Below are 22,622 nucleotides of genomic sequence, written 5' to 3' on the forward strand. Positions count from 1 at the left end.
CAGACCGTATCCTTTTTGATGTTTTGCGCGTTTCAAAGTAATGCCTGCACGGACGCAGCTCCATAAACTTTTGGCGCCTGTATCATTTTATACTTCTTTGTAATCCGCGTCAACAACATCATCGTTGTTCTGGTAAGAAGATCCATTATCTGCAGAACCGGCTCCCGGATTTGGTCCGGCATTGCCCTGGGCATTGGCTCCGGCAGCTTCATACATCTTTGTAAATACGCCCTGAGCGGCATCCATCAGTCTCTGCTTTCCGGCTTTCAGATCATTGATCTGCGTATCTGTCAGTTCTTCAATGTTGGCTGTCTCCTCAAGGAGTTTCTTCAAGCTGTCAATTTCAGCCTGAACTTTGGCTTTATCATCAGCGCTGACTTTGTCGCCGACTTCTTTAAGAGCGTTCTCGGTCTGGAATACCATGCTATCCGCTTCGTTTCTTGCCTCAACGCCTTCTTTACGTCTCTTATCCTGAGCTTCGTAAGATTTAGCTTCCTGAACAGCCTTATTGATCTCATCCTCAGACATATTGGAGCCTGCGGTGATAGTGATATGCTGCTCTCTGCCTGTACCAAGGTCTTTGGCGGATACGTTTACAATACCGTTGGCGTCGATATCAAAGGTAACCTCGATCTGAGGAACGCCCCGTCTTGCAGGAGCGATACCATCCAGACGGAACTGGCCAAGGCTCTTGTTATCTCTGGCGAACTGACGCTCGCCCTGTACAACGTTGATATCAACGGCTGTCTGATTATCTGCCGCTGTGGAGAAGATCTGGCTCTTTCTTGTAGGAATCGTTGTATTTCTCTCGATCAGGTGTGTAGCAATACCTCCCATAGTCTCGATAGACAGTGTCAGAGGTGTTACGTCCAGAAGAAGGATGTCACCGGCACCGGCATCGCCTGCAAGCTTACCGCCCTGAATAGCGGCACCGATAGCTACGCACTCATCCGGATTAAGATTCTTGCTTGGCTCATGACCTGTAAGCTGTCTTACTTTATCCTGAACTGCAGGGATACGTGTGGAACCGCCGACAAGAAGTACCTTGCCAAGCTCGGCTGCTGTAATACCTGCGTCTCTTAACGCGTTCTGAACAGGGATAACGGTTCTCTCAACAAGATCATGGGTCAGTTCATCGAACTTAGCCCGTGTCAGGTTCATGTCAAAATGTTTCGGGCCTTCAGCGGTTGCTGTGATGAACGGAAGGTTAATGTTTGTTGTAGCTGCGCTGGAAAGTTCTTTCTTAGCTTTTTCAGCAGCTTCACGAAGTCTCTGCATAGCCATCTTGTCACCGGACAGGTCTACGCCTTCTGTTCTCTTAAACTCATCCAGCATGTAGCGTGTAACCTTCTCATCGAAGTCATCGCCGCCAAGGTGATTATCACCGCTTGTAGCCAGTACCTCGATAACGCCGTCGCCGATCTCAATAACGGAAACATCGAATGTACCGCCGCCAAGGTCGTATACCATAATCTTCTGTTCTTTTTCATTGTCAAGGCCATAAGCCAAAGCTGCGGCTGTAGGCTCATTGATAATACGTTTTACTTCAAGGCCGGCAATCTTACCGGCATCTTTTGTTGCCTGTCTCTGTGCATCGTTAAAGTAAGCCGGTACAGTGATCACAGCTTCGGTTACTTTCTCGCCAAGGTAGCTCTCAGCGTCACCTTTCAATTTCTGGAGGATCATTGCGGAAATTTCCTGGGGAGAATACTTCTTTCCGTCAATCTCTACTCTGTAATCTGTGCCCATGTGACGTTTAATAGATGAAATAGTGTTGTCCGCGTTAGTTACGGCCTGACGTTTTGCCGGCTCACCTACGAGACGCTCTCCCGTTTTTGTGAAGGCTACAACACTGGGTGTTGTTCTCGCGCCTTCTGTATTTGCGATAACTACTGGCTTACCACCTTCCATAACAGCGACACATGAATTTGTTGTACCTAAGTCAATACCAATAATTTTACTCATAATCAATTCCTCCTGTATATATTTCAAACATTCCGGCGGTCATCCGCCCTCAGTGCCATGGCCTGGGGGAAACAAAAAACCGCTCACATTATTCTGCAACAATTACCATACTGTGCCGAAGCACTTTATCTTTATACATATAGCCTTTCTGAAGTTCTGAAACCACATAGCCGGATTCATACTCTTCACTCGGACTTTGCATAACCGCATTATGAAAATTGGGGTCAAACTCCTTGCCGGCAGCGTCAATAGGCTCAACGCCGGCGTTTTCCAAAATGCCCATCAATTTTTTGTAGATCATCTCCATGCCTTTGGCAAAGGAATTTTCTTTCTCTTCATCGCTTAAAGCCTGAAGACCTCTCTCCATATCGTCAATGACCGGAAGGATCTTTTCAAGAATGTCGCTGGCTCCGCTGTCAAACATCTGAGCTTTCTCTTTCTCGGTACGTTTCCGGAAATTATCAAACTCAGCCATCTGACGCATAAGACGGTCAGTGAGGTCTTCGATCTGCTGATCCTTCTTATCTTTCTTCTTCTCTTTCTTTCCGAAGAAGCGGCTCTTCTTTTTGCCATCGCCGTCCTCCTGGTCAGTATCGACATCGGCATCCTCATCCTGAGAATCATCTTTCCCGGATACTTCCTCCGTTGTCTCACCCTCAGTTTCTTCCGGCGACAGTTTTTCCTCCTGGGCAATATCCCCATTGTCATTTTTCTGAGTTTCTTCCATAAATTCTTCTTCTCTATCTAAATCTGCCACTGCATTCACCTCTTTTATTTATTCTTCTTAAAAATAGTATCCAGTTGGTTCATCATCGTCTGAAGGTTGCCGACAACCTTTTGATAATCCATACGTTTCGGTCCCACAATACCAATGGTGCCCTGAACACCCTCTTCCAATTCATAGGTGGCAGTAACAATACTGCAATCCTTCATGGTTTTTACCTGGGATTCTGAACCAATATAAACCTGAATCCTGTGATCTCCCTGATCATCACTCTCCAGATTCTCCTCAATGAGATCTACAAGAGCCTGCTTCTCCTCAAATGTGGACATCAGCTCTTTTGCTTTCTCCCGGTCACCAAGTTCGGGATAGCTTAACAGGTTTGTGGCGCCGCTGGTATAGATTTCCACATCATCCTCCTCCTGAATAGCCTGGGCAATTGCGTCAATCACATCGCTGATCACCTTGCTGTGGCCCTGGGCCTGGACTTTGAGCTTCTGGATCATCTCCATATTAATCTCCTGAAGACTCAGACCCTGAAGGAATGTGTTCAATAATATATTTAGCTTCACAACATCTTCCTGCTCTACCGGTTCCTCTGTATTAATCAGCCGGTTTTTAATAATGCTGCTGTCGATCATAATAACGACAAGGATCTGCTGCTCATCAACTTTTGACAATTGAATAAAGCGAAGCTTATTGCGCTTATACTGGGGAGTTGTGATCAGCGAAGCGTAATTGGTGTTCACCGCCAGCAGCTTTGCCACCTGCTTGAGCAGTTGATCTACCTTATCCGCCTTCTCGATCATCAGTTCCTTCATCTCATCTACCTGGGCGATCTTATCCTTCATCATGTTATCCACATAAAATCGGTAACCTTTATCCGAAGGGATACGTCCCGCAGATGTATGGGGCTGCAAAATAAATCCCATCTCTTCCAGATCTGCCATCTCGTTTCGGATCGTCGCTGAACTTAAATTGAGATCCGTGAATTTTGAAATGGTTCTCGATCCCACAGGCTCACCTGTATCCAGGTACGTCTGGATGATGGCATTTAAAATCTTGGTTTTTCTTTCATCCAAATCCACAGAATCACTCCTTTCAGCCTGGTTATTAGCACTCGATAAGGTAGAGTGCTAATACCTTATGTACATAAAATATCACTATATTCCCCTTTTGTCAATAGGTCTTTGAAAATAATTTTCAAAAAAGTGTTACTATTCACAGTCCATTTGAAGCAGATACACAGATTCATCGAGCTTGCTCGTAAGAAGATGGGTATCTGTTTCAAATCGGACTGCGAAGCAGGAACCTCCACCAAATGAGCAATCCTAAGCTGCGGCAGCAGCGGTAAAGCCTGCAAAGCAGGCGGGATTGCGAATGCAGTGTGGAGGGGACTGTGAATAGTAAGCCAGCAGATGCAGCGCGGGCTTAAACTGCAGCAAAAGCCAGGTCTGTGCTATATGGCACAAATCTGGCTTTTGCTGCAGTTTACCAGGGCATCTTTGATTCAGACAAAATCACACAGAACATAGTTGGAAAGGTCAATACCTCTTTCGGTCAGATAAAGCTGTCCTGTTTCTTCTATATAATTAAGAAGACCTTCCTGACAATGTTTTCTCACAGGGCCGCCAAAAACATCCATCATCGAAAGGCCAAAAGTATCCCGAAAGGTATTGGCATTTACTCCTTCACACATGCGCAGTCCGAGAAACATAAATTCCTCCATAGCCTCCTGACGTGTCAGATGATGGATATTTTCATGGCTAAGGTCAAAGGCCCCAGCGGAAAGATCGCAGGGTCGGGAGGGCTCTTTTGAAAAAATATCCATATATTTTTCCAGATCCGCCGTATTTTCAAAACGTCTGCCAAATGAAAGACTGGCAGCGCCAAGTCCCAGGCCAAGATAGTCCCGTCTCCGCCAGTAACCTACGTTATGGCGACACTCATAACCTTTTTTGGCGTAATTGGAAATTTCATAGCGGCCATAGCCCCGGTCTGCCAGCATCTTCCCGGTTCTGGCATACATCTGCCTTTCCGTGTCCTCATCAGGCAGGGGTATTGTCGGGCAGGTACCTGCCCTGCCATAAAGCTCATAAAAAGGGGTGTTCTCCTCAATAATCAGGCTATAGGCGGAAATATGTTCCGGCCCTAAGTTTAAAACCTTTTCCAGAGTATCTTCCCAGGACTCTAAAGTCTGTCCAGGCAGACCGGACATAAGATCCACGTTTAAATTTTGAATCCCCGCCCCCCGGACAAGTCTGAAACTTTCCAGGAAATCTTCAAAAGTATGTATCCGGCCAAGACAGACCAGCTCCTTTTCCTGGGCAGACTGAAGTCCCAGGCTCAGCCGATTGATTCCCAAACGGGCTATAGCTTTGGCTTTCCCGCTATCTAACGTTCCCGGATTGGCCTCCATCGTGATCTCACAGTCCGAAGCCAGCCTGAAAAATGTCCGGAGCTGTTCCATCACCTGTGCCAGCTCATCTGCAGACATAAGCGACGGGGTTCCTCCGCCCATAAACACCGTGTCCACAACCCAATCCCTGTACAGAGGCGCCAAAAAGGCGATTTCCCGGCACAAAGCTTCTATATATAAATGTCTGCTCTTTTCATCCGATGGTCCGGATAAAAAATCGCAGTATCGGCATTTTTTTACGCAAAAAGGATAGTGGATATAAAGTTCCAGTTTTTCCATAAGATTACAACACCGTCTTGATCATACATCTATTTTACTTATCGTCCAGCTTGAGAACGCTCATAAAGGCTTTCTGGGGAATCTCCACATTTCCTATCTGGCGCATCCGCTTCTTTCCTTCTTTCTGCTTTTCCAGAAGCTTTCTCTTACGGCTGATATCGCCGCCATAACACTTGGCCAGCACATCCTTGCGCAGAGCTTTCACTGTCTCCCTGGCAATGATCTTACTTCCGATGGCCGCCTGGATAGGGATTTCAAAAAGCTGTCTCGGAATTTCCTCTTTAAGCTTTTCACACATTTTTCTTCCCCGCTCATAGGCAGACCCTTCAAAGACAATAAAGGACAGAGCGTCCACTTCCTCCCTGTTGACAAGAATATCCAGCTTCACCAAAGGTGATCTCTGATACCCTTTCATCTCATAGTCAAAAGAAGCATAACCTCTGGAGCGAGATTTCAGAGCGTCAAAAAAGTCGTAGATAATTTCATTTAAGGGAAGGACATATTTTAGCAGCGCCCGTGTCGTCTCCATATATTCCATTCCCTGATAAACGCCCCGCCGTTCCTGGCACAAGTCCATAATGGGGCCGATAAATTCTGTAGTCACCATGATCTCTGCCGACACAACAGGTTCCTCCATATATTCAATTTCGGAAGGATCCGGCAGGTTGGAAGGATTGGTCAGTTCAAGAACTTCCCCGTTGGTCTTATGGACTTTATAAATAACCGACGGCGCCGTTGTCACCAAATCCAGGTTGAACTCCCGTTCCAGACGCTCCTGGATAATCTCCAGGTGTAGAAGTCCGAGAAAGCCGCAGCGGAAACCAAATCCAAGGGCTACACTGGTCTCTGCCTCAAATTGGAGGGAGGCGTCATTGAGTTGAAGTTTTTCAAGGGCGTCCCTTAAATCGCCGTACTTGGCCCCGTCCGCCGGATACATGCCGCAATATACCATGGGATTGACTTTCTTGTAGCCGGGCAGAGGCTCTTTGCAGGGGTTCTCCAAATTGGTAATCGTATCGCCCACATGGGTGTCTTTCAGATTTTTAATGCTGGCAGTCATGTATCCTACCATGCCGGCAGTCAGCTCATCGCAGGGGATAAACTGTCCCGGACCAAAATATCCGACTTCCACCACTTCGAAGGAAGCGCCGGTAGCCATCATCTTCACCGGAGTACCTTTGGCAATACGACCTTCTTTTACCCGGAAAAATACAATAACGCCTTTATAGGGATCATAAACCGCATCAAAGATCAAAGCCTGCAGGGGCGCATTGACATCTCCAGTTGGTGCCGGGATCTTTGTGATAATCTGCTCAAGGACCTGATCCACATTTTCCCCGGTCTTTGCTGAAATTCTTGGAGCGTCGTGAGCCTCAAGGCCGATGACGTCCTCAATCTCCGCCACAACCCGGTCCGGATCCGCGCTTGGCAAGTCGATCTTGTTGATCACCGGCATAATCTCAAGATCGTGATCCAGGGCCAGGTAAACGTTGGCCAATGTCTGAGCCTCGATCCCCTGGGCCGCATCAACCACAAGGATAGCGCCATCGCAGGCCGCCAGGCTCCGGGATACCTCATAGTTAAAATCCACATGTCCCGGTGTATCAATAAGATTAAAAATATATTCCTCGCCGTCCTTTGCCTTATAGACAATGCGGACTGCCTGAGCTTTAATTGTAATGCCTCTTTCACGTTCCAGATCCATATTATCCAGCACCTGATTCTGCATCTCACGGCTGGTAAGCAGTCCGGTTTTTTCGATAATACGGTCCGCCAGCGTGGATTTACCATGATCAATATGGGCAATAATACAAAAATTCCGTATTCTGCTCTGGTCTACACTCACGTAAATTCCTCCTACTTTCTTCCACGTAAAGATGTTGAGGTCAAATTAAAATTAGACCTCATGATACCACAGCCGCGACCTGCTATCGCACCTTCGCGCCCTGGCATCAGTACATAAAATCAGTGTCAAAACAGCTTTGCGAGCCTGGCCGCCCCTGTTCTGGCACTGTCTTTTTTACATCAGTTTTTCACGTTATTATATCATAAATTTACTGACCGGACAATACACAGTACAATAAATCCGCCAGAGGTTCCATGGCATTTTGCGCTTCCTCTACGGTATTTGTCTGAGCGCCGCACTCAACCAGCAATGATCTCGGACACAAATGCATATTATACCGGTAATCTCTAAGGTATATGCGCCGGGTAAATCCCGGATATTTTTCCGCAGCCTTTAACTGCATTTGAAGACTGAAGGCCAGATTATCGGTAAGATAGGGATTTTGAAGATACCCGGCGGTATCATTATTGGCATTGCGGCACAGACCGTTAAAAAACATGATCTGGGCCGTAGGTTTTTTGTTGACCTCTGTTACCAGATGGGTGTCCTGGGCAACTCCGTCCCGGTGAAGATCAATCACCACTTTAATAGACGGATTTTGGGCCAATATAGAAGTAATCGCTTCCTGAGCCAGGGAGTAAGCTTCATTCCGGTCTTCTACTCCATCAATCATATCATAGACACCTGTATCGTGATAGACGCTGATCTTATATTTTTCCTGAAGAATGGAGGTCAACGTATTTCCCAGCCCCACCACGGTATCTTCCACATAGCCGTCACGGCTGTCCGCAAATTTTTCCTGAGAATGTGTATGGTAAATGAGAATAACCGGATCATCGCCGGTGAGGTCCAGTGTTAGATCACGGTTTAAAAGAGTTTCTCCATTAATAAGGCTGGCATCAGAAGATGTAGATGAATCGGTAATATAAAAATTGTTCATAAGAAAATTATAGTCATAAAGTGACTGTCTGGAATAAATAACCCCGTTGGCCGGCGTGGCCACCGCCGGGATCAGGGACTCGTCATCCCCCTGGGCTTTGGTTCCGTCCTGATCCTGGTCATCATTCCGGGCCTGAGTCTGATCCATATTCTGCCCAAAGTCCTCTTCATTGTCAAAATCACCGGTATTTCGGGCCATAGCCTCCAGCTCATCCTTCGGTGGATAATATTCGTCTGCGGTATAAAGATCCTGGGATTTCTCATAATCCAGGTCATAATCCTGAACAGGAAAAAATATATGACCGGCCATACGGGTGATCTTATCGGCGAGATTACCGGCCCAGTCCAAACTTCCTTCCTCATAGGAAGCTGCGGGAAACAGTGTGCCGCCTGCAATTTCTATGATCTTCTCTCTATACAGCGCAAAGTCTGCCCCTTGGCCGCCATCACGCCATCCCTGTAATAACACAGCCATCCCGCCAGCTACAGCCGCCAGCAGCAGGATCTTCTTTTTTTGCCGCAACACATCACTTCCCATCTCCGTCACCTATACCATTTTCCGGCATTCTGCCAAGACGGCACAGTACATTATATTCTATGACGGACAGGATATGTCACCTTCTATAGGATGACATATAGAGTTAATCGCCTCGGATATGGTATAACTGATCCTGCCAATGGTCTCATCAATATCTTTGGGTGTAACAAACATATTGGCCACTTCCGGCGCCATCAATTCCCTCATGAGCAAATATTTTTCCTGATGGTCGAAAGAACGTACAGCATCATAAACATCCTGATATACTCCCCTCTGTTCCAGGGCCTCCATGAGCGAGTTCATCGTATCGTTGACAATGGTGGCCGCGTCAATGACTGTCGGAATGCCGATGGCTACTACCGGAATTCCCAGTGACTCCCGGTTCAGTCCGTGTCTGTGGTTGCCAACGCCGGAACCAGGACTGATCCCCGCATCTGTCAGTTGGATAGTTGTATTTAACCGGCTCACACTGCGGGCTGCCAGGGCGTCAATAATAATCGCTACATCAGGATGAGTCTCATGGATGATCCCGCAGATCACTTCCCTGCCCTCCATTCCAGTCTGAGCCATCACCCCCGGTGCAATAGCGCTGACTGTGCCAAGCCCCCTGGTCACCTTGGAGTTTTCCCCGTATTCCCGGACAAGATGTCTTGTAATAAATAAATGATCCACAACCATAGGACCAAGGGCGTCCGGCGTAATCTCCCGGTTTCCAATACCTACAACAAGAATCTTTTTAGTGTTTATATCCGGAATCAAATGTCTCAGCTCCTCCATGAGAGCCGAGGTGATCTCCTGGTGGTACGACCGGTCCTCTTTGGCCAGATAGGGAGTCTCCAGAGTAATGTACCTTCCTACTGGTTTCTGAAGTTTTCTGGCACCGGTCTCATCTTTTATATGAACATGGGTAATGTGTATTTCCCCATTCTCCACATCCCTTTCCCGGACAGATACACCTTCCAGAGACTGCCCGCCTCTGGAAAAATCCTGGGCAGATTCAATGGCAAGGTCTGTCCGTATATATGCTGATCCTTCCCGCATAACAGCAATCCTTTCTTTCTGCTTTTTCTGTTACGATTCACAGTCCCTCCACGCCGTATTGGCAACCCGGCCTGCTTTTCAGGCTTTACCGCAGCTTCCGCAGCTATGATTGCTCATTTGCTGGAGGTTCCTGCATCAAATCGGCTGTGACATAGTAACGGTTTTATAACATTTTTCCACCAGCCGTAAAAATTATGTATTGACATTTTTAAGAATATTTAATATTATTATAGCAGTGTGTTTTCGTGAACGTCCGTGTCCGTGTCCGCATACGAAAACCAACAATTTATGTAACCCCAGTCATAGAGAATGACTGATGCGTTACCGTTTTATCATACCCATGGAGCTAAACCTTTAGGCTCCGCCATTATAACAGAGAGATCAAATCATAGTTGGAGGTCAGAAAAAAAGTATGGCTAATATTAAATCAGCAAAGAAAAGAATTTTAGTAAACCAGACAAAGGCAGCTCGCAACAAATCTATCAAATCCAGCGTTAAGACAGCTATCAAGAAGGTAGACGCCGCTATCGCCGCTAAAGATGCGGATGCAGCAAAGACAGCTCTTCTTGCCGCTACAAGTGCTATCGACAAAGCTGCAAGCAAAGGTGTATATCATAAAAATACAGCTTCCAGAAAGATCAGCCGTCTCAATCTTGCTGTAAATAAGCTTGCGTAATCAATAGCAGCCTTCTTTTCTAAAACAGGAAGACTGATGCAAAAAAAGGTTCCAGGAAACCCTCAGCCTGGAACCTTTTTTTGTGTTTTACGTCAGATGAAAAGAATTTTCTCCTGCCATTTCTCTACGCCGTATATTTATAAATCACCAGCTCGACGGCGATCTGATCTGGAAGTTTTCCGGTCTTAACATCTTCCTCCATCTGAGCGCAAAATTCTACAGCCTGGCGCAGTTCCTCCACAGAAAAGCGTCTCGCCAGCCCGGAATTTTTCTTCACCACAAATTCTTTCATCCCTGTCCTCTGGGCGATAATATGATTGGGAAATCCCTGTCCGGACAGTTCCCGAATCTGGAGGAGAGTGTTAAACTGGCGGCTCATCAGATAGAGAATACGCAGAGGCGGCTCCCGCAGTGTCTGAAGATCATTATACAATGCCAGCGCCTGGCGTTTATTTTTCCCCGCTACAGCACCAATCATGTCAAAAATCCTGCTTTCTGTGTGTACACTGCATACGGCTTTTATATCCGCCTCTGTCACCACATCCCTTCCCATGGTGTAACATACGAGCTTTTCCAGCTCCTGGCGAATATTTTCCATATCCAAAGATACCAGGGACAAAAATGTGATCACATCATTTTTTGTAATTTTTCGTCCATTCTGCTTGAGGATTCCGCCGATCCACTGCACCAAGGTATCCTGAGAAGGGCTTTCCATATTGGCCCCGTAGCCGGTCTGAGTGACCGCCTTAAAAAGTTTATTCCGGCGATCCACATTTTCCTCCACAAAAACAAGAATAGTCGTCTCAGGTATGGACTTGACAAAGGCGGCCATCTTATCGCTTGATGTTGCAAAAAACCCGGTATTTTCCATAATGATCAGCCGGTGCGGGGCGAAAAAAGGCATGGTCTGGGCCAGCTCAATCACCTCATCCACATTAGTCCCTTTGCCTTCATAGTAATTGTAATTGACCGTATCCCCTTCAGGAAGGACAGCGTCTTTGAGTTTATCTCTGTACTGGCGCCTCAGATAATCTTCCGGACCGTAAATCAAATATACATTTTTAAAAGTGCGATTTTTTATATGTTCATTTAACGTGCGCATAATCTCTATCCTTCCACCGGCCCACTGAAACGATCCCAGGAAGCAATGCAGTCCTTAAAGGTAAAGCGGATCTCATAAGTATTAACCGTCCCCTCTTCCTCCAGATCATAGACAAGTCTCCAAATTCCGTCTTCATTTTGATCCAGAGAAAACACCCAGGCATTGTCATTGAAAAGAAGGGCGTCTCTCTGCTCCTGCGGGGTCAGCGGGCGGTCCGGCACCGTCTCAAGAAGTTTCCCATCGGCATCATAATATTTATATCCTTGGAGAACAAACCCCTTCACATCCACCTGGTCGAAAAGAAGCTCCATTAAAACACAGTACATATCCTCATATCGGTTATTATTAGGGTTATCTCCACGGATTACCGGACCCTCAACGTTAAGCCGAAGCTGATCTGAAGACATGACGGCCAAAGTCAGCCGGGCATCCTTTAAAGCTATCGTCTTCAGATCGTTGACTGATTTATATTTCATAATGATGATCTACCTCCTTTTCCTATTATACCGGTCCCCCTGCCCCCAGACAACAGTTTTTATATACTTTCCGTCAGTTTCTATGATCAGTTCCCCATCCCAGGATGTAACGTATGTCTTACATTTAGCCATTTCCAGCCGCCTTAAAAGTTCTTCGTGGGGATGACCGTAGAAATTATCCCTGCCGCAGGAAATCAGGGCGATCTTAGGCCGGACGTGCGATAAAAAGTAATCCTCCGTACTGTTTTTAGAACCATGATGAGCCACTTTCAAAACATCACAGCCGCTTATCCCCCAGGCTTCCATCTGACCGACTATCCCACTCTCCACAGAAGCTCCTATATCCCCTGTAAAGAGCATGTCAAAGGCTCCATAGAAAATGTGGAGAACAAGACTTAAATCGTTTTTGTCCCCCGCAAAGTCCGACATCTCTTCTCCTGGCCACAAAACCCGGATTTTAACATCGCCAAAGGACAGTTCCTCCCCCGCACTGGCAGCAGCGCATACAGTTTTCCAGGGATCACAGAGGCGGCGCAATTTTTCATAGCCGTCATCATTTTGGGCCGTCCGGGATACAATAATATTTTTTATCTCAACACTTCCGGGAATCCTTAGGTCACCGCCCCAGGAAGACGGCCACACAGACGAGGAGAGAATCTCTTCCACGCCACAAATATGATCTTCATCCATGTGGGAGAGAAATACCGCGTCCAGCGACCTCACGCCTCTGGCCTTGAGAAAAGGAATAATGGTATATTTCCCCACATTTTTCTCATCGCTGCTTCCTCCGTCTACGAGAATATTTTTCCCGTCAGGAGTCTGAAGCAAAAAACAGTCTCCCTGCCCCACATCCACCATGGTCACTGTCATATGCTGCGGCCTTTGGGGTGCAAGGAGCAGGCATATGCCGCATAAAAGTGAGCATAAGGCGGCTGCCAAAAAGACCGGCTTTTTTCTGGCCCCCGCCGGACGCGCCCTGTGGTGGAAGACTGCTCCTGCGCCGAAAATCCCATAAAGAAGACAGATGGCCGGCACAGACATCTGACCGGTAATCATTGCAGCTCCGGGCAGTTTTAAACTCAGCCGGCACAAAGCCTCATAAAATCCGAGGATTCCCTCAATAAATCTGTAGAGAAAAAATCCGGCATGGCCCGCCAGGGGCGCAGTCAGAGCTGCTACAAGCATGGCCGGATAGACAAAATTCATGAGAGGGATCACCGCCAGATTAATGATCAGACTATACATGGAAATCTCATAAAAACATCCGGAAAGCACAGGAAACATTCCCGCCGTCACATATATGGGGGAAATCATGTGATTTTTCAAAAAATCCAGAACCCTCTGCCCATCCCACAGCCATCTTTTTTTTGCCCCGGATCTTTTGGTCCCGGAATTATCCTTATCCTGAGGTAAAGGGCCACTGCCCTGTTCTTCCGGACACAGCATCAAACAGCCCACCGCCGCGAATGACAGCAAAAATCCCGGCTGGGTAATCATCAGGGGCGACGGGACAAGAAGGATAAGCGCTGCCAGGACCAGCGCTGTTTTTCGGTCACAGGTCCGTCCAGTCCATCGGGCCCCCAGAGAAATAAGCGTCATGATCACCGATCTGCCAGTGGAGGACGCCATCCCGGTAAACCACCCATAAACAATGACGGCCCCCATCCCGGACAGGATACATAGTTTTGCAGGCAGCCGGAGTTTTCTCAGCAGTTGGAAAATTCCCATACCAAGAAAGGTGATATGCAGCCCGGAGATGGCCAGAATATGGGAAATACCGCTTTTCTGATAGAGAAGATCTACATTCGGGTCCATAAGAGATGTATCTCCGCACACCATACTTAAAGTGATCCCGGCACTACTCCCCCGCAGCCATCTCTGACAGCCATCTCTGATCCACAATCTCAGATTTTTCGCGCCAATCTCCAAAACGGAAGCACTTTCTTTCAGGACAGAGACCTGATCAGCCCATATCCTCGCCCGGATTTTCCGGGAATGATAGTACAGCCACTCATTAAATCCCCCCTCATTACCAGGCGGGGCAAACAACTCCGGTTCACCGGAAACACTTAAAATATCTCCCGGTGTAAAATCCGTTCCCGGAATGTCCAGCTCTGTTTTTTTAATGGAGACAAGGATCTGACCCTCGCTCAGCTCCTCGCACCCGGACATGAAAAAATACCAGCTATTTGTTTTTTCTTCCGTCCGCTCCAGTGTCCCTACAAAGGTTGTCCCCACCTCTCCCTCTTCAATTTTTTTCCGAAGGGTGTCATCGCTGTCCATCTCCCAGGACATTGCGCTATAGAAGTTTAAACATCCCCACAAAAAAAACAAGGGCAGCACTGCGAAAACTGCCAAATCCGCAGCTTTTATCTTTCGCAGTCTGCCCCATTTCCCAAAGGTCATCCCAAAAGCGCCATAAATTCCAAGGCATACTGCCCCGGACAGGATCATTCCGGCCGAAACTTCCGGGATCGCCCATGCCAGCAGCTCTCCTGTAATATAAGCCAGCCCAAGCCATAATACAGGACGCAATACCATAAGTACTCCTATCTAAAAAAAGCCGCTACCTCATTTTTCTAAGCGGCACTGTCATTTACCGTTTCAGACACCGAATCCGGAACCTGGGTCTGCTCCGCCGCTTCGCTTTCTGTCTGAGCAGTGTCACTCTCTGCCATGTCTGACATTTCCGTCTGCTCAGGCACAGCCGTGTCTGCCGTAACTTCGGTCTGCTCCGCACCACCGGTGCTGCTCTCCACCACCGGCGGTGTATCCGATGGCCGTACGATCAGATCTTCATTTCTTGAGAGGGGCTGCGCCAAAGATATGGTTTCATCGTTCCCCTCCACGATTTTCCCGTCAATCTTTATCTGTACCTGCTGAATATAATCCAGCTCCGTCAGAGAATTGACCACAGAGTAAACATTAATGGCAAAACTCTGGTCTTTGATCCGGTCTAAAAAGCGCTGATTAAAATCCACGGAACATGTGCCGTCAGTCACGCTGACGTCATCGTAAAGCTTCACGTCCGATGACATGGTAGGATTAAGATTTTCCGAGATCGGCCCGGAAATCAGACTCTCCACAATGACCCGCTCCAGAGACACATTTTTAGAGTAATGAACATAAATATCCTCTGCCACCAGCTTTGTCCCGTCAGAGCTGGCAAAGTAAAGGCGGATTGTCTCCTGATTGAGCCGTTTAACATCAGCACGGGTATTGTCCACGAAATCTGACTGCATCATAATCATCGGCTGGCCATCGCTCTCCGTCATGGCTGTGCCGTCAATGAAAAACTGAACATAGTCAATAACACCGTCAAACTGGGTCAGCGTCTTTACAATAGCAGCCCGCACAAGGATCTCCTGATTTTTGGGAATATTCCTGTAGGCGCTGTTAAAATAAAGATCCACCTGCTTTGTGACTTCGTCATAAACCTGATCCAACACCTCTACATCTTCAGGAATAGTCGCCTTGAGATTCTCATCCTCAGGATCTGCCTTTAAACTTTCCAGACATTCTTCCATAAGTTCCATGGCTGTCTCCGACGTATAGATTGCCGACACGCCTTCAATATGGATGTTATCATTATTCAGGTAATAAACTTTATATGTGGTATCTACCACAGACTTATCCACGATCCCGCTGGTGTTCTCCTGAGCGATACCGCCACCGTCCCGGCAGCCGGAAAGACAGAGGAACAGCAAGCAAAAGATCAGGCCAAAAATTCCCTTTCTCATAAACGCCTCCTGTCATGATCCCCGTTCATGACTCTACGGTCAGGGGGATACGCACCGTAAAGGTGGTGCCCTCATCTTCTTTGCTCTTAACTTTAATAGCGCCATCGTGCATCATAATAATATTTTTGGTGATGGCAAGGCCAAGGCCCGTTCCTCCAGTCTCCCGTGAGCGCGCCTTATCCACACGGAAAAAACGCTCAAATATCTTATCCTGCAGCTCTTCGGGGATACCAATACCGGAATCGGACACTTTTACATAAAAAAACTTGTGATCCGCGTCCAAAGACACCTGGACCCATCCGCCGGCAATATTATATTTAATGGCATTTTCCACAAGATTCGTAAATGCCAGCGTCAGCTTCATCTCATCGCAGTCTGCGGTCACTGTGCGGAAACTTTCAAGAACCAGTTCAATTCCCCGCTTTGCCGCCACCGGGCGCAGCCTCTTTAAGATCAGCTCCAGCATATCATTGATATTCACGTTGGAAACATTAAGATCTCCCGCTTTTTTATCCATTTTCACAAGGGACAGAAGGTCGTTGATAATGGCGTCCTCCCGGTCGATCTCCACAGCGATATCCTGCATAAACTCCTTGTAAAGTTCCAAGGGAGTGTCCGGCTGACTGTTGAGAGATTCCGCTAGGACCTTCATAGATGTCAGCGGTGTCTTCAGCTCATGAGACACATTGGACACAAACTCCTGCCGGGAGTCTTCCAGTTCTTTTAACCGTTTGAGCATGGCGTTAAAAGCGTCGGAAATAGTCTCGATCTCCGAATACCCTTTCAGATGGATCTCCTCGTCAAAATAGCCCTCATAGATCCGGTTAATAGAGCTGGCCACGTTTTTAAAAGGCTTTGTAAATGCTCTTCCGATCAACACGGATAATGCTGCCAAAATTACGGAAAAACCTATAGCGATCCACAGACTCATCCTCTCAATGGACTGATAGGTCTGGGTCAGATCCAGTGTGGATGCGTCTATAATGATCACGCCCCGAACCACGTTTTCGCTGTCAGTCACCGGGACTACCGTCTCCACCATATCATAAGTCTTATCATAAAAAGGTTCTGTCTCCTGACCATCCATGCAGGCCACCACTTCCGGGCTGATGACTTTCCGGTCATTAATCCGGGAATAGGAATCTCTCAGAACAGTAAAATTTTCATCTACGACGATCACACGCCCGTCGTAGATGGAATCCAGTTGAGTGATCAGGTTATTTATAATATTCTCGTTTTCCCCGTCAAAATAGCCCAGCTTGATCATCTGGGACGCCAGAAAGCTGCTATGGCGCTCAATACTGTCCACCCGCTCACTCCACAGCTTATCCTGTATATTCATAAGAAGGGTGCCACGGACAACAAACAGAGGGATCACTGTCAGAATCAGGGTAATGGCAATAAACCTGAAACACATACTGTGGAAAAAACCACTTTTTCTTCTGCGTCTTTTTTTACTTTTGGAAGAAATAACCAACACCCCATTTTGTATGTATATATTTTGGTTCGCTTGGATTTTTCTCGATCTTTTCTCTCAGACGGCGCACATGAACGTCCACGGTACGCACGTCTCCCGGATAGTCGTAGCCCCACACAAGGTTCAGCAGTTTTTCCCTGTTGTAAACCTTATTTGGGTTGGTGATGAGAAGTTCCAGAAGATCAAATTCCTTGGCCGTCAGATTCACTTCTCTGTTTTCAATAAATACCCTGCGGCTGTCCAGATCAATTCGCAGATCGCCGGAGACAAGGATGTTGGAGGGTGCCTCCGTGTTTTTACTCCGGCGGCTGTTAACCCGTCTTAAAATGGCTTTGATCCGCGCCTTTACCTCAAGAATATTAAAAGGCTTTGTAATATAGTCATCAGCTCCGTATTCAAGTCCCAGGATCTTATCCATATCGTCCCCTTTGGCTGTCAGCATAATAATGGGTACGTCAGAGAAATCCCGGATCTGCTGGCAGACTTCAAAGCCTCCGATCTCCGGCAGCATAACATCAAGAAGGATCATGTCATAATTATTGTTTTTAGCCTTTTCCAGGGCCTCTCTTCCGTCATAGGCCACATCCACATCCATATTATCCTGTTCCAGAGTAAATTTCAGCCCCTTGACGATTAATTTTTCATCATCCACAACCAATATTTTTCTATCCATTCTTTTACCTCAATTCACAGTAACGAAATCTTTTATCTTATCAAAAATCCCACTTTTTATCCCTGGAATATTCATCAGATCTTCAATGGAAGAAAAGTTCCCATGGGTCTTTCGGTAAGCGACAATATCCCCGGCTTTAGAAGCGCCAATCCCAGGCAGAGCGTCCAACTCCTCCAGGGACGCCGTATTAATGTTCACCTTCAGCACTTCTGTATCCCCGGCCTTTCCACCGCTGTTTTGGGGCAGGGGAATTGTCCCGGATAAGACCTCCTCTTTTGACGGTACATAGACCTGCATCTGATCTTCCAGCTTCTGGGCCATATTTACATAGGTCTGCTCGGCGCCGTCCAGAAGACCGCCGGCTGCTTCCACAGCCTCATAGATCCGTGAACCGCTTTTAAGGGCATAGACTCCCGGACGGGAGACTTGCCCGCATACATATACATAAATATTTTCACATACGGTTTCTTCTTGAAAGCTCCCGGACTCATTATGGGAATAGAACTCCTGACTCTCCGAAAGATCGCCAGTCTCTTCAGGAACGGCGGCGGCCTGAGACGCCTCCCCGGTCTGAAGCGCGGTAAGAACCTCTTCCGGAGCCTGACGGCATCCGGCATTGTAGGCAAGCCCCAAAAACGCGGCGATGACCACCGCGGCCAGACGGACAGCATACCTGTTGCACTTTAAAAAAAACTTTTTCACAAAATCCCTTCCTTTCTCTGAGGGCACGCCATCACATCAAGGAAAGTTTTCTGTATTTATAAATCATACAATTTTATTTTACATAATTCTCCGGGTAAAAACAAGCACTTTTAGTGCAAAAATGTTACTTCCATTTAAAAATCACGATCCCCGCTACAGCAATCCCAAGACCGATAAGTTTTGACCAGGAAAAGTCTGTTTTTTCCATACCGAAAAGGCCGAACAGCTCAATAACATAAGCCACAGCAAGCTGAGATACCACAATAAGCAGCGCAGCTTTTGCGGGACCTAAAGCATCCATGCTCATAATCACAGTAAGGGTGATAAAAGCGCCGATCACACCTCCCAACAATAGATATTTGTGATCCACCTGCAAAAGTTTCCCAAAACTATCCCGGCCCTTAATAAACCATGCCACCAGGCAGACAACAAGAGCTGAGAACTGAACCCAGCTATTGGATACCCAGATACTTGTCTGTTTTGTCACCTCTGTATTAAAAACGCCCTGAATACTCATCAGGGCGCCGGAAATAAGTGCTATAATGATACCCATCATCAAGACATCCCTCCATAAATTTTTTTGCGTTCCAGCCACCAGACTGAATGACAATACTCCTTTTACGAAAGATAGTCTGACCTTTAAAGGGCCAATTTATGCACTGATGTTTTTAATTATAAGCAAAGCTCCAGTTTACTGATCATCTCATCCACATGAGCTTTTGTGATTACCAAAGGCGGCACAAGACGAAGGACATCCGTTCCCGCTGTGATCACTACAAGACCGTTTTCAAGAGCCTTTGTCACGATCTCCCCCACCGGGCGGCCGCAGACGACAATACCCTGCATCAGGCCCCGTCCTCTGCGCTCTTTTAAGCAGTCATGCCTTTCCACAAGGCCATCCAGAGCTTTTTCTAAGTAAGCACCCACTTCCCGTACATTGTCAAGGATATGCTCACTCTCAAACAGGTCGAAGACTTTGCTCACCGCAGCACAGGCCAGAGGATTTCCGCCGTAGGTTGTGCCATGATCGCCGGGAACAAGAGATGCGGCGGCCGTCTTTTCATTAAGCACAAACGCGCCTACAGGTACGCCGCAGCCGAGAGCTTTGGCGCAGGTCATAATATCCGGGAGAACACCATATGCCTGGCAGGCAAACATCGTCCCGGTACGCCCCATGCCGCACTGGATCTCGTCAAAAATAAGAAGGATATCCTTCTCGTCACAAAGTCTGCGCACCCCTTCAAGGAACTCCAAAGTCGCCGGATAAATACCGCCCTCTCCCTGGACAGGCTCAAGGATGATGGCACATGTCCGGTCATTGACCAGTGCTTTGACGCTGTCCAGATCATTAAAATCGGCAAACTTTATTCCGCCGATCAGAGGCTTAAAAGGTTCCTGGTAGTGATCATTTCCTGTGACGCTTAATGCTCCCATACTCCGTCCATGGAAAGAATTGTTCATGGCAATGATCTCATGGTCCGTACGGTGGCTGTCTTTGAGCCAGGCGTACTTGCGGGCAACTTTAATGGCCCCTTCAATGGCCTCTGTACCGCTGTTGGTAAAAAACACTTTGGACAGGCCGGTGGCTTCCACAACCTTTTTGGCAGCTTCCACCGCCGGAATATTATAGTAAAGATTAGACGTGTGGATAATCTTATCTATCTGATCCTTTAAAGCGTCATTGTAGTCTTTATTGCCGTAGCCTAAAGCGAAAACGGCAATACCTGCAGCGAAATCAAGATACTGCTTACCATCCACATCGTATAAATAAACGCCGTCTCCCTTTTCAAAAACTACAGGATAGCGGTTGTATGTGTGGAGAATATACTTTTCTCCCATTTCCATATAATCATTCATTTTCATGGTAATACCTGCTTTCATTATCTCCTAAGATTGCCGTGCCGATGCCTTTATTTGTAAAGATCTCCAATAACAGACAGTGTGGAATCCGTCCGTCCAGGATATGGACTCTGGACACGCCATTTTCGATAGCCTCAATACAATTGTTCAGTTTTGGCAGCATGCCTCCGCCAATAAAGCCACTGCCGATAAGCCCCCGTGCTTCCTCAATGCGAAGCTCTGAAATCAGCGTGGATGGATCATGAGGATCTTTGTAAACTCCTTCAATATCTGTGAGAAATGCCAGTTTTTCTGCGTTCACCGCCCTGGCAATGGCGCAGGCCGCGTCATCGGCATTAATATTGTAAGTGTTGTAATCATCATCCATGCCGATAGGACACACGATCGGAAGGAAATCCTTTTCCAAAAGATCATAAAGTATTTTTGGATTTACCGACTTTACATCTCCTACAAAACCGATATCCTGTCCGTCAGAATATTTCTTCTCCACGTTGAGGAGACCGCCGTCTTTTCCGGAAATGCCCACAGCCCGGACGCCAAGCTGCTCCACAAGCTGTACAAGGGATTTATTGACCCGGTTTAAAACCATCTCCGCGATTTCCATAGTCTGCTCATCCGTCACTCGCAGGCCGTTGATAAATTTCGGCGTCATTCCGGATTTTTCCACCCACTTACTGATCTCCTTACCGCCGCCGTGGACAATGATCGGTTTAAAGCCTACCAGCTTTAAAAGCGTCACATCCGCGATAACGTTGCGCTTTAATTCCTCATCCACCATGGCGCTGCCGCCGTATTTTACAACAATGATCTTCCGGTTAAAACGCTGTATATAGGGAAGGGCCTCAATAAGCACTTCCGCCTTTTCAAGGTATTTATCCATACTTTTATCCATTTTTTTATCCTCCAAAACTGTCAGGAACGGTAATCCGCATTGATCTTTACATAATCATATGTCAGATCACAGCCCCAGGCTGTAGCTGTGGCGCTGCCCATTTTAATATCCGCCAGGACAGTAACTTCACTCTCAGACAAAATTCTTGTTGCCTCATCTTCACTGTAATCTGCGGCAACACCGTCTTTAAGAATCTGAATCTTGCCTGCGGCACTCTCAAAGAAAAGATCTACTTTATCGGGATCGAAATCCGCGCCGGAGTATCCCATGGCACACAGAATACGTCCCCAGTTGGCGTCATGTCCGTAAACCGCGGCTTTAACAAGACTGGATGTCACCACAGACTTGGCAAGGGTTACCGCCTGGGCCTTGTCGGCCGCGCCTGTAATCGTCACTTCCAAAAGAGCTGTAGCTCCCTCACCGTCAGCGGCGATCTTTTTGGCCAGCACTGTATTCACATAGTCCAGAGCCTCTTTAAACCGGGCATAATCATCGTTTTTCTCAGTAATTTCAGGGTTTTTCGCCATACCGTTGGCTAAAAGCAGCACTGTATCGTTAGTGGACGTATCGCCGTCCACGGAAACCATGTTATATGTATCCACAATACTACCGCTTAACGCTTCCTGGAGAAGTTCTTTGGAAATTGCCGCGTCTGTGGTGATAAAGCTGAGCATGGTACACATATTTGGATGGATCATACCGGAGCCTTTGCACATGCCTCCAATAATCACCTCTTTTCCGCCAATCTCCAGGCTCACAGCCACCTGCTTGGATACTGTATCTGTCGTCATAATAGCATGGGCCGCTTCGTCGCCGGCCGCAAGGGAAGATGATTTTCCCTGAGCTAAAAGCTCAATGCCCCTTTTCATCCGGTCCATGGGAAGCTGCATCCCGATAACGCCGGTGGAGGCCACCAAAACGCTGTTCGCCGGTATATCTAACATGTCTGCCGCCTTATGGGCAATATCCTGGCAATAATCCAGACCCTCTTTGCCTGTGCAGGCGTTGGCAATGCCAGAATTGATCACCACCGCCTGGGCCTTTGGGGAATGATAGACAATATCTCTATCCCAAATCACCGGAGCCGCCTTTACAACATTGGTGGTAAAGGTGCCCGCCGCTGCCGCCGGAACCTGACTGTAGATCAGGGCCATATCTGTCCGATCTTTATATTTAATGGCTGCTGCTGCCGCTGCTGCCTCGTAACCTTTCGGCGCTGTCACGCTGCCTTCAATGACTTTCATATTTACCTCCCGATCTGTTCTATACATGATCC

The 22,622-nt window shown here is 47.3% G+C and carries 19 protein-coding genes; 1 reads left to right on the top strand and 18 read right to left on the bottom strand.

The annotated features are described in order from the left end of the window. Window positions 1-87 precede the first annotated feature (87 nt). From dnaK to gpr, 7 genes are all read right to left on the bottom strand, one after another. A complete protein-coding gene (gene dnaK, locus HNP82_RS08165; protein ID WP_183773172.1) occupies window positions 88-1,965 on the bottom strand; it encodes a molecular chaperone DnaK in 1,878 nt (625 codons plus the stop codon). Window positions 1,966-2,053: 88 nt separating this feature from the next. Beyond that, window positions 2,054-2,722, bottom strand: coding sequence for a nucleotide exchange factor GrpE (gene grpE / locus HNP82_RS08170; protein ID WP_330599501.1), 669 nt, complete (start codon window positions 2,720-2,722; stop codon window positions 2,054-2,056). 14 nt (window positions 2,723-2,736) lie between these two features. Continuing rightward, the gene (hrcA, locus tag HNP82_RS08175; protein WP_183773174.1) at window positions 2,737-3,774 is read right to left on the bottom strand and encodes a heat-inducible transcriptional repressor HrcA; all 1,038 of its coding nucleotides are present in this window, start codon (window positions 3,772-3,774) and stop codon (window positions 2,737-2,739) included. Between the two features lie 422 nt (window positions 3,775-4,196). After that, window positions 4,197-5,384 (bottom strand): radical SAM family heme chaperone HemW, encoded by a 1,188-nt coding sequence (hemW, locus tag HNP82_RS08180; RefSeq protein ID WP_183773176.1) that lies wholly within the window; start codon window positions 5,382-5,384, stop codon window positions 4,197-4,199. A gap of 34 nt (window positions 5,385-5,418) precedes the next feature. Beyond that, window positions 5,419-7,230, bottom strand: coding sequence for a translation elongation factor 4 (gene lepA, locus HNP82_RS08185; protein ID WP_183773178.1), 1,812 nt, complete (start codon window positions 7,228-7,230; stop codon window positions 5,419-5,421). Window positions 7,231-7,438: 208 nt separating this feature from the next. Beyond that, window positions 7,439-8,707: a stage II sporulation protein P gene (locus HNP82_RS08190; protein ID WP_243164696.1), complete on the bottom strand. Its 1,269-nt coding sequence runs from the start codon at window positions 8,705-8,707 to the stop codon at window positions 7,439-7,441. Window positions 8,708-8,764: 57 nt separating this feature from the next. Further along, window positions 8,765-9,748 (bottom strand): GPR endopeptidase, encoded by a 984-nt coding sequence (gene gpr / locus HNP82_RS08195; RefSeq protein ID WP_183773180.1) that lies wholly within the window; start codon window positions 9,746-9,748, stop codon window positions 8,765-8,767. A gap of 412 nt (window positions 9,749-10,160) precedes the next feature. On the opposite strand from gpr, the gene rpsT reads away from it, so the two are divergent. Beyond that, window positions 10,161-10,424, top strand: a complete 264-nt coding sequence (rpsT, locus tag HNP82_RS08200) for a 30S ribosomal protein S20 (RefSeq protein ID WP_183773182.1) — start codon at window positions 10,161-10,163, stop codon at window positions 10,422-10,424. Between the two features lie 124 nt (window positions 10,425-10,548). On the opposite strand, the gene holA is transcribed toward rpsT, so the two are convergent. From holA to argJ, 11 genes are all read right to left on the bottom strand, one after another. Continuing rightward, window positions 10,549-11,526, bottom strand: coding sequence for a DNA polymerase III subunit delta (gene holA / locus HNP82_RS08205; protein WP_183773184.1), 978 nt, complete (start codon window positions 11,524-11,526; stop codon window positions 10,549-10,551). 5 nt (window positions 11,527-11,531) lie between these two features. Beyond that, window positions 11,532-12,002, bottom strand: coding sequence for a hypothetical protein (locus tag HNP82_RS08210; protein ID WP_183773186.1), 471 nt, complete (start codon window positions 12,000-12,002; stop codon window positions 11,532-11,534). Between the two features lie 9 nt (window positions 12,003-12,011). Then, window positions 12,012-14,543: a DNA internalization-related competence protein ComEC/Rec2 gene (locus tag HNP82_RS08215; RefSeq protein ID WP_183773188.1), complete on the bottom strand. Its 2,532-nt coding sequence runs from the start codon at window positions 14,541-14,543 to the stop codon at window positions 12,012-12,014. A 38-nt stretch (window positions 14,544-14,581) separates the two neighbouring features. After that, on the bottom strand, window positions 14,582-15,742 hold the full coding sequence (locus tag HNP82_RS08220) for a GerMN domain-containing protein (RefSeq protein WP_183773190.1): 1,161 nt from the start codon (window positions 15,740-15,742) through the stop codon (window positions 14,582-14,584). Window positions 15,743-15,767: 25 nt separating this feature from the next. After that, window positions 15,768-17,159 (bottom strand): sensor histidine kinase, encoded by a 1,392-nt coding sequence (locus HNP82_RS08225; protein WP_183773192.1) that lies wholly within the window; start codon window positions 17,157-17,159, stop codon window positions 15,768-15,770. A gap of 37 nt (window positions 17,160-17,196) precedes the next feature. Next, window positions 17,197-17,892: a response regulator transcription factor gene (locus tag HNP82_RS08230; RefSeq protein WP_183773195.1), complete on the bottom strand. Its 696-nt coding sequence runs from the start codon at window positions 17,890-17,892 to the stop codon at window positions 17,197-17,199. Between the two features lie 9 nt (window positions 17,893-17,901). Beyond that, entirely contained in the window at window positions 17,902-18,594 is a 693-nt protein-coding gene (locus tag HNP82_RS08235; RefSeq protein WP_183773197.1) for a helix-hairpin-helix domain-containing protein, read from the bottom strand. A 124-nt stretch (window positions 18,595-18,718) separates the two neighbouring features. Beyond that, window positions 18,719-19,150, bottom strand: coding sequence for a DMT family transporter (locus HNP82_RS08240; RefSeq protein ID WP_183773199.1), 432 nt, complete (start codon window positions 19,148-19,150; stop codon window positions 18,719-18,721). A 116-nt stretch (window positions 19,151-19,266) separates the two neighbouring features. After that, window positions 19,267-20,457 carry an aspartate aminotransferase family protein gene (locus tag HNP82_RS08245; protein ID WP_183773202.1) on the bottom strand — a complete coding sequence of 397 codons (1,191 nt, stop codon included), beginning with the start codon at window positions 20,455-20,457 and terminating at the stop codon, window positions 19,267-19,269. Beyond that, entirely contained in the window at window positions 20,444-21,346 is a 903-nt protein-coding gene (gene argB, locus HNP82_RS08250) for an acetylglutamate kinase (protein WP_183773204.1), read from the bottom strand. Before argB ends, HNP82_RS08245 begins: the two co-directional genes overlap by 14 nt. 20 nt (window positions 21,347-21,366) lie before the next feature. Next, window positions 21,367-22,590, bottom strand: coding sequence for a bifunctional glutamate N-acetyltransferase/amino-acid acetyltransferase ArgJ (gene argJ / locus HNP82_RS08255; RefSeq protein ID WP_183773206.1), 1,224 nt, complete (start codon window positions 22,588-22,590; stop codon window positions 21,367-21,369). Window positions 22,591-22,622 lie beyond the last annotated feature (32 nt).

Source organism: Catenibacillus scindens (assembly GCF_014202115.1).
GTDB classification, from domain to species: Bacteria; Bacillota; Clostridia; order Lachnospirales; family Lachnospiraceae; genus Catenibacillus; species Catenibacillus scindens.